Annotated in this window: 12 protein-coding genes; 1 reads left to right on the top strand and 11 read right to left on the bottom strand. The window is 31.7% G+C overall.

Annotated elements, in window-relative coordinates:
* Positions 1-54: 54 nt before the first annotated feature.
* The 4 genes from ACJBCC_RS03275 to ACJBCC_RS03260 all read right to left on the bottom strand — a co-directional run bounded on the left by ACJBCC_RS03275 (position 55) and on the right by ACJBCC_RS03260 (position 10,075).
* Complete coding sequence (locus ACJBCC_RS03275; protein ID WP_407556393.1) at positions 55-906, bottom strand: SH3 domain-containing protein; 852 nt, start codon at positions 904-906, stop codon at positions 55-57.
* Between the two features lie 109 nt (positions 907-1,015).
* Positions 1,016-1,465, bottom strand: a complete 450-nt coding sequence (locus ACJBCC_RS03270) for a DUF1374 domain-containing protein (RefSeq protein ID WP_407556392.1) — start codon at positions 1,463-1,465, stop codon at positions 1,016-1,018.
* Between the two features lie 32 nt (positions 1,466-1,497).
* Positions 1,498-7,071, bottom strand: a complete 5,574-nt coding sequence (locus tag ACJBCC_RS03265) for an alpha-2-macroglobulin family protein (protein WP_407556391.1) — start codon at positions 7,069-7,071, stop codon at positions 1,498-1,500.
* A gap of 502 nt (positions 7,072-7,573) precedes the next feature.
* Positions 7,574-10,075 (bottom strand): T9SS type A sorting domain-containing protein, encoded by a 2,502-nt coding sequence (locus ACJBCC_RS03260; RefSeq protein ID WP_407556390.1) that lies wholly within the window; start codon positions 10,073-10,075, stop codon positions 7,574-7,576.
* A 271-nt stretch (positions 10,076-10,346) separates the two neighbouring features.
* Between ACJBCC_RS03260 and ACJBCC_RS03255 the strand changes: the two genes are divergently transcribed.
* A complete protein-coding gene (locus ACJBCC_RS03255; RefSeq protein ID WP_299098407.1) occupies positions 10,347-10,871 on the top strand; it encodes a hypothetical protein in 525 nt (174 codons plus the stop codon).
* Positions 10,872-10,967: 96 nt separating this feature from the next.
* On the opposite strand, the gene ACJBCC_RS03250 is transcribed toward ACJBCC_RS03255, so the two are convergent.
* The 7 genes from ACJBCC_RS03250 to ACJBCC_RS03220 all read right to left on the bottom strand — a co-directional run bounded on the left by ACJBCC_RS03250 (position 10,968) and on the right by ACJBCC_RS03220 (position 16,633).
* Positions 10,968-12,107 (bottom strand): DUF6090 family protein, encoded by a 1,140-nt coding sequence (locus tag ACJBCC_RS03250; RefSeq protein WP_299098408.1) that lies wholly within the window; start codon positions 12,105-12,107, stop codon positions 10,968-10,970.
* Positions 12,108-12,171: 64 nt separating this feature from the next.
* Complete coding sequence (locus ACJBCC_RS03245) at positions 12,172-12,879, bottom strand: hypothetical protein (protein ID WP_407556389.1); 708 nt, start codon at positions 12,877-12,879, stop codon at positions 12,172-12,174.
* 66 nt (positions 12,880-12,945) lie between these two features.
* The gene (locus ACJBCC_RS03240; protein WP_407556388.1) at positions 12,946-13,728 is read right to left on the bottom strand and encodes a DUF6090 family protein; all 783 of its coding nucleotides are present in this window, start codon (positions 13,726-13,728) and stop codon (positions 12,946-12,948) included.
* Complete coding sequence (locus tag ACJBCC_RS03235; RefSeq protein ID WP_407556387.1) at positions 13,725-14,480, bottom strand: hypothetical protein; 756 nt, start codon at positions 14,478-14,480, stop codon at positions 13,725-13,727. The genes ACJBCC_RS03240 and ACJBCC_RS03235 overlap by 4 nt, the downstream gene beginning before the upstream one ends.
* Positions 14,481-14,490: 10 nt before the next feature.
* Positions 14,491-15,189, bottom strand: coding sequence for a DUF6090 family protein (locus tag ACJBCC_RS03230; protein WP_407556386.1), 699 nt, complete (start codon positions 15,187-15,189; stop codon positions 14,491-14,493).
* 68 nt (positions 15,190-15,257) lie between these two features.
* Positions 15,258-16,298: a hypothetical protein gene (locus tag ACJBCC_RS03225; protein ID WP_299098414.1), complete on the bottom strand. Its 1,041-nt coding sequence runs from the start codon at positions 16,296-16,298 to the stop codon at positions 15,258-15,260.
* Positions 16,298-16,633: a hypothetical protein gene (locus ACJBCC_RS03220; protein ID WP_299098415.1), complete on the bottom strand. Its 336-nt coding sequence runs from the start codon at positions 16,631-16,633 to the stop codon at positions 16,298-16,300. Before ACJBCC_RS03220 ends, ACJBCC_RS03225 begins: the two co-directional genes overlap by 1 nt.
* Positions 16,634-16,637: the final 4 nt, after the last annotated feature.

Below are 16,637 nucleotides of genomic sequence, written 5' to 3'. Positions count from 1 at the left end.
AAAAAGACCTACAGGGTTTTTAAAACTTTGCAGGTCTCTAAATAAGTTTTTCTATTAATAACCTTTTGGTATATCAAATTCAATTATTTTTTCTGTGATATTATCTTCAAAATCAGTGATAATAAATTTAAGAAAAATTCGGTTTGTGGATACAGCAACAGGATAATTTTTCACGTTTTTTATATTCTCAACGTACGCTAGCCATTTGTCTCCACATTTGTCAATAACTTCTGTTTTTAAGTCTTCAATTGATGTTTTAATAAATTTTTTCCAATCGTCTTCAGTATATGTTAGAGTTTCGAATGTATTAGATCTTAACTGTTTTATAGGTTTCCATTCAGAGTCAAAATGTTTCCATTCATTTGTGTCACATTTTTTATCTGCACTCATAAAGGATATGCTATTTTCATAACGTTGAAAAATACTCACATGTTTATAGTCATTCTCGACCAAAACAACTTGCTTTTGTTCTGGTGTGGCACCTTTATCTACATTTATCCTTAATGAATCTTGTTGTTTTAGCTTGTGAATTCTTTTGTTGTCACTTGTGGCTAGATTTTTTATTTCAATATTTAGTTTTTCTAATCCTATTCTAATCGTTTTAGAAATTTTTGTTGCCGATAAGTAACCGTTAAAAACATAACCAATATGGTTTCTAGTTTCAACTTTTACCCATTGACCACTTATTTTTTCTCCAGCCTCTACGACTACTAAATCTTTATCTGTTTTTTCAATAACACCAATGGCTTCGCCGTAGGATAATTTACTCAAAAGTTTTGCGCTAATATCTGGTTGGTCTCTAAGAGATAATCCACTTTCAGCAGCAACATATGCTGTTTGTTGTGCTGTTACAAATGCAACACTTACAAGCATTGCGATCGCTAAAATCTGTTTTAAATTGTTCATAATTTTTTGTTTTTGGGTTAAACATTTTTTTAGCGGTTTTCATTTTAGGATTCTTGTCTGTCGACCGACAAGTGTTTTAGTTTATTTAATTTGTCATGCTGAACTTGTTTCAGTATATTCTATTATTTATGAAATTAAATAATCTCGGAAATTCGTCTTTAATATTGGATTCGTCCATATTTCCATCATAATTGTTATCTCCATACTCCAGCCCAACTGCAATATAGCTTTCCAATAATTTTATATCTTTTTTATCATAATTACGAATCATTTTTATGATTTCATCATCATTGTTTTTATATATAATTTGAGTAATTACAAATCCAAAATTATAAGAACTTTCTCCTCCTCCATTTGGAAAATGAATCAACTGATTAAACGCATTTGATTCCTTGTCTAAAGAAGATTTAATTAATGATTCCATTCTCCTGTTTTCAGAAAAACTCTGATGAACCACTAATGTGTTTTCTAGAATTATTCCTTCAACATTATCACTTTTACATCCTATTAGGATTGAGAAACTTAAAAATAATATGCTATTTAAAATCTCTTTATTCATAGAATGAGATTCCTGCTTTCGCAGGAATTTGTTTACTTCTCAACCGTGATCCATTCGCCTTTATTACGAACCAAATAATCATTATCATACATGGCTTCTGCTTGTGTGCCTGGTAAATAATAGGTGCCTAAATAAGACGCATTTAGTAAAACAGTAAATGTTTTAGTACCGTATTTTCCTTTCTTATTTATATCAAAATAGAAATTGACACGATCATCTCTAATATCTGTATATCGCGCTTGGCTTACAGTAGTGTCTCCAAAAGCTGTGAATCTTGTATTAACAATATCCCAACCAGATGGGAAAATTTGTGTCAATGCAACATCTCGTACGTAGTCGTTTGTTAAGTTTGAAATACTAACTGTTGCGACAAAATCTTGCCCTTGCTGTAATTTACTTACATCAATTTTATTGCCTTGCAGATCCTTATAGATTGTAGAAATAGTAAAACCTCTTTGCTTTGCTAATTCCTTACCTAATTTTAGCTTACCAGAACTTACGACTCTAACATAGACCAAATTATCTTTGGCATTATTAATTGAAATTTGGTTAGTACCATCTTTAATAGGAATACTACGTTGAGCAATAGCATTTTTAGTATCTATAGTCTCCGATTTTCCATTAATACTGTACGATAGTTTTAAATCTTTACCACCATTTTTTATGACCATTTTTCCCATTGCTAACAAACTATATGCTGTGGTTTGTGTACTCATCCAATTATCGCTAGATAAATCCTTAGCAATTGTTTTAGCTAAATCTCTAGCCTTTGGATTGCCAGTAATAATCATCGTTTCTAAAGCCATGGCTCTATTTCTGTCCACCGAACCATAAGTATAATAATTAGATCTAGGTGGCTGAAAATTGATATTTGCTGTCTTAGAAATAGCATCACTAGCCTCTTTTTGTCCTGCTAAAGCGTAAGCCGCTGCTAGTCGCCATTTGGCCTCGTTTGAAATTTCTTCAAACTCACGTAATCTATTCATGCTTGCTAAATCAGGACTTCCTGCTAAAGCCAACGTGTATAAACGATACGCTTGTGCTAAATCTGAATGATAAATTTTATAGCTTGGTCGCCAATTTCTAGCTGCTTGTTTTTGGTAAGCCAACCAATTACTTTTAAAAGTTAATGGCAGAACAAATCCTTTTTTCTCTGCTTCAATCATAAAATGACCTGCATAACTAGTACTCCAATCATTGGCTGTGTTTTCTCCCATCCAATAACTCATGCCACCATTTGGTTGCTGAAAATTACCTAATCGTTTAATACCATTTTCAATATTACTTTGAAGTTCTTTTTTCTTTTTTGCTGACAAATCAAAAATATCTGCTAAAAATAATTGAGGGAAAACACTAGATGTCGTTTGCTCTAAACAACCATGTGGATAGCGAATTAAATATTGTAGTCTGCGTGTAAAATCCATTGGTGGTAAAGTTGAAAATTCTACCGTTGCTGAGTTAGTTCCTGATACACCAAATGTGGTTACATTTATTGTTTGTTTTGCGTTAGCTTCTAACTCATGGTCAATGACTTTAGACGTAAATGGATTAGGGTTTTCTACATCAATTTCAACTTTATAGGTTGATTTTTCGCCATTTCCTGTTGCGATGACTTCAATGGTATTGATACCTTTAGCTTTAGTGACATCCAATTCAAAATATACCATTTTTTCGTCTGGTTTACTAAATTTTAAGGATTGAGACGATTCGCCTTTTACGGTTATGCCATCACTAAGTTTTAAAGACAGATTAACGTTTTTCACTTTATCTTCCATAGCAAAAACCGTAACAGGTAATGTTACTTTTTCACCTGGACTTAACTTTCTAGGTAAGGTTGCCAATACCATTAACGGCTGTTTAACTTGTACAGATTTGTCTGCACTTCCGTAAGCTTCAGATGTGTTATTACCAGCAATAACCATTGCTCTAACTGCACCAATATAATTTGGCATTTTAAGTTGATGTGTTTTGGTTTTGCCTTCGCCTAAAAGGAATGGACCTAAATACGTTACTACAGGTTTAAAACGATTGGCTTTTTTGTTTTTTCCACCTGCTGCACTGCCATCGCCTCCAATAGCAAAAACTTGATCAATACTACCAGAGTAAGCACCAACAACATCGTCAAAAATATCCCAAGTTTTTACACCTAAAGCTTCGCGAGCATAGAAGCTATCCCAAGCATTTGGTGTTTTAAAACGGGTTAAATCTAACAAGCCTTCCTCAACAACTGCGATAGTGTAAGTCATAGCTTTGTTGTTTTTCTCAGACACTTTTATCTCGTAAGATTGTTCTGGTCTTATAACATCTGGCATCTCAATTTTAGGTTCTAATTTTGTAGATGGATCTTCAACCATCATCGGAATAACACCATATAATCGAATTGGTAAATCATTAGATGTAATAGCATGTGGTTGCAATAATGAAATATTAATAAATACATTTGGTGCCATTTCTGATGTCACAGGAATGTCAACTGTTGTTTCGCCTTTTTTAGTTTTTACCCATTGGTGCTGTAATACTTCGGTCCCATTTTCTATACTAACTAATGCTCTTCCTTCAGTGCCAGAAGGGAAGGTTAACTTCGCCGTATCGCCAACATTATAGTTTTCCTTATCTGTAGAGAATACCAACATTTTAGCTGCCTCTTTATCGTTAGATGGGTTTGTGGACCACCAATTTTTATAAAAATATGCAGTTCTTCCTGTGGCATGTCCACTTACAGGATCTACTATTCTAATTAAATAACGACCACGTTCGTTTTCAGGAATTTTAAGTTTGAAATTTGCTTTGCCATTCGCATCTGTGTTTACAGAAAATGTTTGAACTGGTCTATGGTAATTACTCGATACGTAACTCGATAAGTTGTCGTAAGAAGAATTCCACCACCAACGCCATTCAACCTTATAAACTTTAACTTCGAGATTTTTACGTTGTACAGGTTTGCCTTCTGCAGTTACAGTAGCGACATTAAAGGTGTGATTTTCGTCTGTGAAGAATGAGCCATAATTATTTCCCTTTGGCGATTTTAAGCCAACAAAACTCTCGTAAGGTGCGTAAGGCATTGAGAAAGCATCTAGAGAAAAATCGCCTCCATTCTCAAAAGCTCTTACTAAAAATTGCGCTCTTAACATGCCTGGTGCATTTTTACCAATATTTAATTTTGAATTAATTTTTGCGTTTCCATCTTCATCTAAATTACCTTCAAAAACATTAGTTTCTTCTGAATTAAATGTTCTTGTAGGATCGTTAAAAACGTAATCCTTAAAACCTTCAAAACTTGTATACGATGATGTGAATTTTGCTTTTACTTCGGCTTTTAAATTTTTTGCAGGTGCACCATGTAACCAACTGACATTTAAGTCGCCTTGAAGAGGTTTATTGTTGGTTAAAATTTCGTTTTCAAAATCTATTCTAATTTTAAGTCTATTTGGTTTTACCGTTTCAATTTTTAAACCTTTTGAAAAGGTTGCGCCTCCAACAGATACTTTAGCATTATAATTTCCTGTTTTATAATCTGTTGAAGTTGGTACTATAAAATCGTAGAAATTATTAAGATTATCTACAGAGACTTTTCTGTAAACTAATTTACCTACAGGATCAGTGATTTCTAATTTTACAGGATGACGTTTTGGTAATTTGTTAGCATTATCATTAAGCATAAATGTTAAAAACAAGCTGTCTCCTGGTCTCCAAACACCACGTTCTGCATAGATATAACCTTTTAATCCGCGTTTTAATCTGCTTCCTGACACATCAAATTTACTAAGAGATAAAGACATGCCATCATGTAATTTTACATAACTAACACTTTTTCCTTTAGATATAATTGCAAAAGCAGCTCTGTTTTTTGCATCAATTTTTATTATACCTTCTTGGTTGGTAATACCTTCTGCAAGTTCTTGCTGTTGATAATTGTATAAGGTTACTTTAGCGCCATTTTCTGGATCTGTATTTAAAATATTAGTAACCGCAAACATGTAGTTATTGTCGTTTCCTTGTTTTACAATTACACCAAGGTTTGAGCTTATTAAGTTCTGAGATACAACACGGTTTCCGTAGTTAAAATAAGAATCTGTGCAAGGGTTATCTCTATCTCTCCAGCGGTAATTATTGTTTCTGTAGCTATAATTTAGGTTGTCCCAATATAGTTCTTCCCTATAATTTTCTTCTTCTTCAGTGAGCTCTTCTGAGGTATAATAATCTTCGCCATAATAATCGTCGTAGTAATCATCTTCATCAACATTTGTGGTTTCAGCTTTTATAGAACAATTGTATAACGAGTACGACTTTTTATAGCTCAATTCTACACGATAAATAGCACCAGGATCTGCTGATAAGTATTTAGATAAATCTATGCTGTAGGCTTTCCATTTACCGGTGTTTTGGTTGTCTTCTTGAATTAAAGTTATGGTTTCCTTAGCTATGCGCCTTCCTACTTTTTTAATAGCATATTGATCATTGCTACCAATGTTATAATCTTGTAAAAACTGAAGCACATTGTCTTCGTATATTTTAATAATCCTCACATCGACTTTACTCAAGTTAACAGCTTCAAAATTGAATTTTAAGTTATTTGAATTTGGAAGAATACTTCCATTACTGATGAGTCTTACTTCGGGTTTAATTTCTTCAAAAGTGATCGTTTCTGAAAATGGTTTTTTTAATTTGAAGCCATCTGTATTTTTGATACCCTTAAAAACATCAACCTGAATTGTGCCAACTAATTTAGTGTTTGGATAGACTTTTAACACATTGCCATCTACAATATATTTTGGATTTTTTACACCTTGAATTGAAATTAAACCAGCAAAGTTTTGTTGCTTTACTAAAGGGTCTGAAAAATTTAGGGATAAATATTGCTCAGGACTTTGAACAACCTCTGTATTTACAATGACAAAGTTGTTTTTTCCTGGAATGGTTAAAAAATTCTCGCCTTTGTTTTCTGCTTTTATCGCAGAACCATCCCAAGCGATATCAATTTTACTGTCTTCAACTAAACGATTGATACTGTCTATTTTAAACTCGAAGTATTTTGAATATTCTAATTCCTCATTCCAAACTAATTTTAAATTTTTTGAGTTTTGAGATGCCGAAACTAACTTTTTAGCATCAGCAAGCGATATGACATCTGCAGATCTTAAATCCGCAAAAAGGTATTGCCATTCTTTACTGTAAGATTGCAAGTTTTGCGTTGTAATATTAAAGCTTGGTGTAATGGTTTTGAACTGAAATGTATAATCTTCAAACTCCTTTGGAATATCATCGTAAACCTCAGATAACTTTACTTTTACCGTGTATTCTGTAGCTGGTTCTAAATTTTCGTCTGGTGTAAAAAGCACAGTGTGATTGTTCATGGCTTTTAATTCGCCTTGAACGTGCGGTGTAATTTTTATAAGATCTGTTGGTAATACTTTATCAATTTCCCATCCAGCAACCGTATCAGAAAGACTAATTTTTATGGGTTCTGCAATAGAAACTAATCCAGAAGTGGTATAACTTATATAATTTCTGTACTTAAATACATTATCGGTTTCAATAGTTTTATCCTTACAAGAGAATGCAGAAATGACAATTAGGAGTAGGACGAGGTGCTTTTTAATGTTCATGATGTTGATGGGTTAAAGAGTAAAACTACGATTTAAAAAAGAAGGGTAGGTGCATTCTTGTTAAATAAGTACTGTGATTTTTATGGGTTTAGACTTTGGCTGGTTGTTAAATTGTTCTTAAAGTTAAGAATTGTTATGAAATGAAGGGAGTAAATTAGGATTGTTTTAGTATTGATATTTGTAAATAATATGTAATTATTTACAATTATCTTTTAGAGGACTTAATAGCAGTATTAATCTCAATTTTGCTCTATTAAGTCTAAAATCTCAAGGATACGTTGTGTTAAGCTCACAGCCTTACTATTTATAAGTTTTGTATAGGTTGCGCATTATATAATGGCACTTTCTAATTGAGCATCATTTGAAAAGTGTAAACTGATAGTTTCTAGTTTGGTACCCCTAAATTAATTTTTTTGTGCCTTTAACTAAATCAAAATCGGCTAGTATTTGGCTTTAAATATTTTATTCGCTTATTGTTTCAATTTTCATGAAGTAAACGCTATCACTTAACCATCACTTTAATATTGGTTGTTTTAAGGTTTGAATTTATATTTAAAAAATAAACGCCACTTTTTAAATGAGATAAGTCGAGTTCAGTATTCAATGTGTGATTGTTAAATTGAATTTCTTTTAGATTTCTACCATTTATATCAATTACTGAAATTGTAAGTAATGCTGTTTTACTAGATATATTTATTAAACCAGAAGTTGGGTTCGGAAAAATTGAGAAATTATTTATATCATAATCTGCATTAAAGAGTTGCTCAACAAATTCTGTAGATACGGTGTTTGTTGTTATTGCAGGATTAAAATCGAAATAAATGTCTGCTGTATTATTAACAATATCAGCGATCTGAACCGAATTTATTGGTTTTATTTTGTAAGCAATATAACCATGGGAATTAGGTTCATCGTTAGTACTATCTGGTAGATTGATATCGTTAAATATAAAATTAACTTGCGTGTTGTTCGTTATTTCCACCCGACCATCATGACTTAAGGATTCTAGCTGCATGGTTGTCCAATCTAGTTTGTCATCTAATGTGTTTTCTACATTAACGTTTATTGCTTCTGCAGTACCTGTATTTTGAAAACGAATGATATAATGTAAATATTCATCTGAATCATCAATATGAACAGTTTCACCCTCTAAAACTCTAATATCGTTAGGGTCATAAGCACCAATTACAAGATCTTTGAAGAGAAAAACATTGTCATCTGGTGTTTCATCTCCTGCTATTGGATTTACGGTTGCTGTAAATTCTATAACATCGTCAATATTAGTTGTTGGTATCTGAAAAACATTAAATCTTAAATCAATGGTTCTAATTTCAAAAGGGCTGAGGTCTGTAAAACTTAAACTCAATGAGGTATCTGAATCTTGAACAACATTTTCATTCGCAGTGATATATTGTATTTTTTCATCATCAAAGTCTAATGTTACACTACCAGTTAATTGTGTGTTACCGTTATTACGATAGACGAGTTTGTAAATAATATCAAATCCTGGTCTAGGGTCAGATAATGGATATAGCGATATACTTAAATCATCTACAACACCAGAACGTTGCAAGCAAAAATTGGCTGTATCAGTACTGCTATAACCTGTAAAAGAGGAGTCGTACGAGCTTGGGTATACATTAAAATAACTTGGTAATTGAGAGGCAATAGTTGTCGTATAATCGCCTTCACCTGGAAATAATTGATACAAACTATTATTTAAGGTCATTGATGTCAAAGTTTCTGTGCCATTTGTGGTTGTTATAAATATATTAGGTATGTCAATATTAGGATTTGTACAACCAGTGAGGTTAGTGTCTAGTTTTACATATCCTGAAATTTCATTACTTGAAATACCAAGGTTTTTATACCAACCCATATCAAAAGAACTGACAAAAGCTATATCTAGAATACCATCTTCATCTATATCTTTTACAGAAATAGTATGAGCACCATGACCAGGACCACTAATACTTTGTATACTTCCAAAAGTACCAAGTCCATCTAGGTTTTCGATCCAAACTATTTCAGCAGTTTCAACAGTTCCGCCATAGCTACCATAGGATGCAATAATATCCAGATCGCCATCATTATCTAAATCGGCACTTTCAATTTCTTTCGGAAAGCTTAATTCGGTACTAATAATTTGTTGTGCACCAAAAGAACCAAGACCATCTGTGTTTTCGTACCAGGCAATTTTACTATCACTAGAAGATGCCGAGAGTACATCTAAATCGCCATCACCATCTACATCAGCAAACGTAGCTTTATAAACATAACTTACAAATGTGGTAATAACTTCGCCTAATACAAAAGTGCCTTGCCCATCGGTATTTTTAAACCATCTTATTACGTTGTCGTAGTTTGAGGCTACAAGTATATCCATATCTCCATCGCCATCAACATCTGCACTCTCAATATAATTTGCACCATCTGCATTATTAAAGATAACTTGTTTAGCTCCAAAGTTACCTAAGCCATCTGTGTTTTCATACCATGCCACAGTATCATCATAAGCAGAAGTTACAAGGACATCTAAATCACCATCACCATCTATATCTTCTGCAAATACAGAAGAAGGTGCATTTTGAGTTTCTGTTATTATCTCCTCAGCATCAGTATCAAAATATACAAAACCATTGTACTCATTTCTATGCCAAGAGACCTTATCTTCTAATGAGTTTGCTGTAATAATATCTAAATCATTGTCACCATCTAAATCTGCAGCATATATAGAGGTTGCAAAGTTTAAACTAGAGATATAAGATGGATAGGAAAAACTACCTTCGCCATTTACATTAGTAACAAATTTTACGCTGTCACCACTACCTGCATAAGTTGTAGAGTAAATAATGTCTAAATGTCCATTATTTGTTATGTCCTCTACACAAAGTGATTCGTTGTAGGAGGCTTCACCATATACGTAATGTGCTTCAAAACCTAATTGGGCAAAGGTTAAGTTAAAAGCAAATAGCAAGAAAAGTGTAGGTAAAAATGACTTCATATAAATTTTGGGTTTTGAGTTAAAAATACAGATTCTTATCTGTGGTTATTCTATGTGTCAATTAGATTTCTACGAGATATCATAAATTTTATCCTTTAAACACGTGTTTAAAGATAACATAGGTGTTTGTATGTTTATGGCTACATCGTATAAGATGTAATTTAGCAAATAACTGCTTAATATAAAATTTTTGTAGATTTTTGTTTTATAGATAGAAGTAAATGAGGAGTTATAGATTTAAATTGATATACCTTTAAGTAAAAATTGAGCAATGATTAAAAGTGTTACTTTCTTTTTTTTGATTTTAAGCTCATTTCTCTGCTATTCTCAAGAAGAGAAAAGCCTAACTGAATCTAAAACTGATTTTGCTTTTTCACCAGGTCTTATTTTACAAGGAAATTTATTTGCCGATGTAAATGTTTTAATAGGAAAAGTAACTGTAGATTTTAAATCTAAAGTCCCTATTGTTGGAATTAGTGGATTTAGGTTAGGATTTGAATCAAATTTTCTGACTAACGAAAACTTTACTATAGCACCAAAAATTGGATATGAAATATCACCCATGTTTTTTACAATGAGACTTTCGGCTGTTAATTATTTTCAAAATGGCAATTCAGAGTTTCGAGTTCTACCTGAATTAGGATTTAGCCTTGGTGGATGGGTTAATTTGACATATGGATATGGAATTGCATTAAAAGATGAAAATTTAAAGAATGTAAGTAACCACAGAGTTGCTTTGACATTTAATTTGAATAAAAAGTTGAGGAAAGCAACATTCAAATTACTACAAAAATAAAAACGTGCTACGATACAATGAATAATTAATTATTTTATGGAATTAGCCAAAACACTCAATGATTTATAGCAGTTAATACACTTTATTTATTCCTCTTCAATTTTCTACTTTCAATTCCTTAAGTACTTTTATTGCATTCTCATTTTCTGGATTTAATTCTAGTGATTTCTTATAGTTTTTAATGCCATTTTCTAAATCTCCCATACGTACTAAGCACTCGCCATAACTATCATAAGGGTTCCAAGAGTCTGGGTATAACTCTATATTGAGTTTAAAAATTTTTATAGCATCTTCTGGCTTTTTGAATGTATTTAAGTAATAATAACCTAAAGAATTTATATAGCGTTCTGAAATGTTATAATCCGGATTGTCTCTATCTTGGGCTTCTATAACTGCAATAATCTCGTCTGCTGTTTTACCTGTATTTACAAGTTTATCTAAAGTTTTAAATTCCGTTACAACCCTTTCAAGATCCTTGTACGGATTGCCTAATTCCTCATTGATTAATAAAAATAGATTATTAGCATCTTCTTGTATAGATTTTAAATTTCTAAAGGTATCAAGTTCTCCTATGTTTTTGGCAAAATAGGATGACACTATAATTAGAGCAATTTCTGAATAATTATCTTCTATTTCTAAATCTTTATAAAGTTGCTCATTTAATGTGTTCTTTCCATTAAATGAAATAAGATTAGGATTATAGCCTAAAACTGTAGCTCTACTTATTTCATTTAAAAAATTATCATAATTATTATTACTCGCTTTATAAGATCTGTCTTGGTCATTTTTTAGTTCAATGAGTTTATTTCTAATTTCTGTTGGTATTAATTTTATATCACCTGTGGCTTGTAAAGTCTCTATAGTATTGGTGTTAAAATTAGTGTAAGCAGTTGTAGTGTATTCAAGTTCTAGGGAACTTAATATAATGGCTTCTGGACTGTTTTGAGATGGTAATTTTTTTACAAATTCGTTGTATGATGATAAGTAATTTGATTCCAAAGTGTTGATATCATAATGCATGCGATTGTAGTCTTTGGCTAAGTCTGTTATAATTTGATGGTAGTAATTTTCTAAAACAGTATTAGTTTTCCTTTTTTCGTTCCAATTATTTATTTGAAGCGCAATGAGAATTCCAATAACCACAAGGATGATTTCGCCAATGGCATATTTAAAATACTTTCCAGTTTTGTTTTCTGAGAGTAAGTTTTGGCGGATTTTTCGGAAGAATTTTATCATTTGTTAGTGTTTGGTCTCAAGCCTTAGGGCATGAATAAGATTTATATTGTTGTGCTTTCTATATTTATTTTTCATCTTTTAATTCTGCAAAAACAGACTTTAGTTTATTAAAGGATTTTATTGAACGCTCATAGGCTTCTTTATTTAGATTTAAAGAGGTTCGTCGGGCTAAAATATAATTCTGAAAATGGATTTCTTTTGCATAATTTTTTGCGGTTAACTGCATTTCAAAAAAGCTCACATTTTTAATTAAAAAATTAAAATAATAATCTTCAAATCCGCTAAAATCTAAATCTTCAGAAATTTTAACTTCATTTAATGTTTCGTAAGCTTCTGATATAGAGTTGCGCAAGCTTAAATCATCAAACAATTTTAGATCACCAGAGAACTTTAAGTTTTCGTAGGTTACCGTTGATGGGTTAAGATAGTCTGTATCCATTAGAAGAAATGCTTTTGTTGGCAATTTTGGGTTATCGTAGTCTTTTGTGTATAATATGATGCTTAATGTATCAACCTCTTTAAGCATTATAATCGTAAAATCATGAAGCTCTTTTAGTCGGTCTATGTTACGATTGGCTTCATCATTTAGTTGATTTACATATAGATTACGTAATTCTAAATTATTTTTGTCTTTTGCATTTTCGTTAATGGCTAAAGCAATGAGAATACCTATTATTACCAATACTATCTCTCCGATGGCGTAAATTAGATATTTACTGAATTTGTTTTCAGAGAGTAGTTTTTTTCTAATGTGTCTAAAAAACTTAATCATATAAAAGGTTTTTAAAGTTTCCGCAAGCGGTTATCATAACCAAAGGTCTACGAGATTTTACTTTTATTATTTCTTCTTTTCTAAATAATCATTAATGAGTTTAATTGTTGCTTTACCTTTTACGTAAAGGGTATTTCTAACATTGTTACTGTACACAATGTTTGCTTTTAGTGTTGTTAAATCTTTGAGTCCTTCTTTTTTTTGATCTTCATTAAAATTATCATAAAAGTTAATGATGTCTTCATAAGTTACCGCGTTAGTATTTGAATTCCATCTAGGTGCTAATGAAGCTTCATATATAAAGGCATTGTCTATATAATTACCCATGCTGTAATAGGTGTCTGTTTGTATGGCAACGTAGGTGTTTTCTTGTTTTATAACTTCTTCTACTTGCTTATAATAGCTTTGTATACTTTCTTTTAATTCCTCCGAAGCGATTAGCGCTAGCTTACCAGAAAATTTCATTTCACTGAATACCACATCATTTCCTTCAAACCAGTTGGTTTTCTGAGTGTTACTTAAAGCTCCTAAGAAAGCTTGTTGGTTTAACTTAATTGAATTGGTCCTTAGCGTACGCATTATCTGAGTAAATGCATCTAGTTTTAGTGTGTCTGTATTAAAATGCATCTCAAGTTCTTTTTGGTCTTTGTTTAAATCAGATAGAATTCTTTGCAGATAGTTTTGTTCGTATTGGGTATTTTTTCTGTTTTCGTTCCAATTATTAATTTGCAGGGCAATTAAAATTCCTATTACTACAAGCACAATTTCTCCGATGGCGTATCTAAAGTACTTACTTGTTCTGCCTGTTTCCATTAGGTTGTATCTTATTTTTCTAAAAAATTTTATCATGGTTTCAAGTTTAGCTCTGAATTTAATAAGTTGGTTAGGCGCTCTCTCATGGCTTTAAATTCTTGCAAAGCGTACTTTTGATAAACAAGCATCTCTAACTTAAGTGTTATAATATTCCATGCTTCTAAATTATTAAATAGCTTTTCAAAATCAGTTTCAGGTCCTCCAGGTACGAGGCTTTCTTTATACATGTCTAGAGCAATTTGTGAGTAATTAAGATGGTTGTTAATAAAAGGTTCTATAGTTAAAGAATATTGATCAACAATGCCTGTATCGAGACTATTAAAACGGTTCAGTTGAATACTAAATGCTTGCAACTCATCTTTAATTTTGGTGTTATTTACTTTAGCTAAATAGCCTTCATTCATAAATTCTTCAACAATTGGATAATTAAAATTAGTGACCCAAGCTGTGCCTAATGCACCTAAGGTTTTTTGTAGCGTTGGTATAGAATCTTTGTTGTTAGAACTTAATATTTCAAGTGTTTTTCTATTTAGCATTACTAAACTATCAATTCCAATGATAAAATTGTCTAGTTCATCACGACTACTTTCTAACTCTTCATGCATGCGTTTGTAGTAGTTACTTAATGTGAGTTTTTGAAGCCGTTTTTCATTCCAGTTATTAATCTGAAGTGCAATGAGGATACCAATAACCACGAGGAATATTTCGCCAATGGCGTATTTAAAATATTTGCCAGTTTTATCTTCTGCGAGTAGATTTTGTCTAATTTTTCTAAAGAATTTTATCATGGATTGATTGCTAGTTTGGTAATGTTTTAATTGCAATTTCTTTCTCAATCATCTCAATAAGTTCAGACTGTAATTGTTGTAGATATTTATACAAGCCAATAAATCCTTCCTGCGCCTTTATGAATAAAATAACTGTTTCTTTAAATTGATTATCAAAGACGAGTGTATTTAGATCTAATGGTTTAGCTTTCCATTTAGAAACGCTCTTAACTTTTGATGTTAATTGTGGTAATAGTAAAGAATATTTCATTGCTTCCATATGTTCGGATTCCATACGCTCTACAAAAGGATATTGTTGTGCATACAACTCATGTATTTTACCACGAAGACTATCATTTTTGATGAGATCAAAGCCTATGGATTTGAGATTTTCATAACTCGATTTAACAATAGCGATCTTACTTGTGTAGGTGTTTAAATGGCTGTAATGTGTAGCCATAGAATCGTTCCAGGCTATGTTGTTTTCAAGTTGATATTGAATTGCTTCTGCAGAATGAAGCACTCTTGTGTTGCGCACTATATTGCCCGCCATATCTATTGAATCGTTTTTGAGATTATCGTGCATTTCATTTAGTAACTTGTATTCCTTGATGTCATTATTGCGTCGATCATTCCAGTTATTAATTGAAAGGGCAATCAAAATCCCAATAACCACGAGGATGATTTCTCCAAGGGCGTATTTCAAGTACTTGGAAGTTTTGTTTTCCATGAGTAACGATTTACGAATATGTTTAAAGAATTTTATCATATCTATTTCCCTTGTATTAGGGAATCCTTTTAGTTAGAAGTTTCTTTGTTGTTTTTTATAAATCTATCATTCCCTCCAAAGCCACTAAATTCAATAATAGCCTGGTTTTGCTTGTTTTTATACAATTTAACAATAACACTAGCTTCTTTAATAAAATAATAATCGCCCTCATGCCAGTATAGCTTTACGTCTGGCATAATTGGTGATTTCAATACTAATCGTTCATTTTCCATACTAACAGAGACTGTTACACCAAGTGCTGCTGAAGCACCTTTGTAATCGCCTAAAAAATCTTTTATGCTTTCTTTTTTAGGGCATAGCATAAACGGTTCATTATATTCAGTAGATGTTTTATCCAATAAGGAATCTATTTTTTTATAGAGTATGATACTCTCAACTCTATATTCATTAGCGGCATTAGAGATGTTTCCTAAATCGTTCATGTATATTGACGATTTGTTTTTAAGAAATGGGTCGTTAAAATAATAGGCCATCGCCTCATCAAGATATCTTCCCATACTGTAGTCGGCAATTTTTGGGTTTGCCATTAGGTCTTTACGACCATCTATCATCACTGTATTTTTAATAAAGGTGTTGTAATCGTCGATTTCGTTTTGAATTTCAACGTATAAATTATTCAAATAAGGAATAAGGTAATTATATTTTTCGGGTAAATTTTCCAGGTTATTTAATAATCGATTATAACCGCCTTTTTTATTACTGAAAGAGACATAATTTCCAGTAATTGGCAATGGATATGGATTCTTTTTATACACCTCAAAAGTGATGGAATCATTCATTATTTTTTGAAATAGTGAATCTTTTCCGATATAAACGTTATAAATACGTTTGGCATCTATAATGTCTGTTTTTAAATCTTGCTGTACTTGAGTAAGGATAGCTTTTATTTTTTTTTCATTTTGGGATGCATTATAAATACTGTTTATGCCTACCGCAATGAGAATGCCTATAACCACAAGGAAAATTTCGCCAATGGCGTATTTAAAGTACTTGCTAGATTTGCGTTTTTCTAAAAGGTTGAATCTTATTTTTCTAAAAAATTTAATCATTAGTAAAGTATATTATCTAAGGTCATGTCTAAACGTTCTTCCATCATACTAAAACTGCAATCCGAAAAAAATATCTTATACATTTCTCGTCTAAAAGCAGCTAATTCCATTTGGCTATAATTGTGATTGTCAATGCAAGATTCAATTTTATCTAGTCGCTTTTTGGAAGCGTGTTTATGAAACTTTTTATGCATTTTTAAAAATGTTTTTTTGCTAGTCTTCTTTTGTATCATATCTAATTCTTCTTCAGTTTCGGTTTTATCTGCATTAGCACAGAGTAGCATAATGTAAACTTGTAATTCACTTTTAGTCCAGTTTGGTTTTTTAGTTTTCATGATG

It is taken from the genome of Winogradskyella sp. 4-2091 (assembly GCF_045765065.1).
Classification (GTDB): domain Bacteria; phylum Bacteroidota; class Bacteroidia; order Flavobacteriales; family Flavobacteriaceae; genus Winogradskyella.
This window is presented reverse-complemented; position numbering and strand designations above follow the sequence as displayed.

Bases quoted from the DNA above. Each gene is read 5' to 3' on its own strand.
- ACJBCC_RS03270 (WP_407556392.1), bottom strand. From the start codon at position 1,465: ATGAATAAAGAGATTTTAAATAGCATATTATTTTTAAGTTTCTCAATC.
- ACJBCC_RS03275 (WP_407556393.1), bottom strand. From the start codon at position 906: ATGAACAATTTAAAACAGATTTTAGCGATCGCAATGCTTGTAAGTGTT.
- ACJBCC_RS03245 (WP_407556389.1), bottom strand. From the start codon at position 12,879: ATGATTAAGTTTTTTAGACACATTAGAAAAAAACTACTCTCTGAAAAC.
- ACJBCC_RS03260 (WP_407556390.1), bottom strand. From the start codon at position 10,075: ATGAAGTCATTTTTACCTACACTTTTCTTGCTATTTGCTTTTAACTTA.
- ACJBCC_RS03225 (WP_299098414.1), bottom strand. From the start codon at position 16,298: ATGATTAAATTTTTTAGAAAAATAAGATTCAACCTTTTAGAAAAACGC.
- ACJBCC_RS03240 (WP_407556388.1), bottom strand. From the start codon at position 13,728: ATGATAAAATTTTTTAGAAAAATAAGATACAACCTAATGGAAACAGGC.
- ACJBCC_RS03255 (WP_299098407.1), top strand. From the start codon at position 10,347: ATGATTAAAAGTGTTACTTTCTTTTTTTTGATTTTAAGCTCATTTCTC.
- ACJBCC_RS03250 (WP_299098408.1), bottom strand. From the start codon at position 12,107: ATGATAAAATTCTTCCGAAAAATCCGCCAAAACTTACTCTCAGAAAAC.
- ACJBCC_RS03235 (WP_407556387.1), bottom strand. From the start codon at position 14,480: ATGATAAAATTCTTTAGAAAAATTAGACAAAATCTACTCGCAGAAGAT.
- ACJBCC_RS03265 (WP_407556391.1), bottom strand. From the start codon at position 7,071: ATGAACATTAAAAAGCACCTCGTCCTACTCCTAATTGTCATTTCTGCA.
- ACJBCC_RS03220 (WP_299098415.1), bottom strand. From the start codon at position 16,633: ATGAAAACTAAAAAACCAAACTGGACTAAAAGTGAATTACAAGTTTAC.
- ACJBCC_RS03230 (WP_407556386.1), bottom strand. From the start codon at position 15,189: ATGGAAAACAAAACTTCCAAGTACTTGAAATACGCCCTTGGAGAAATC.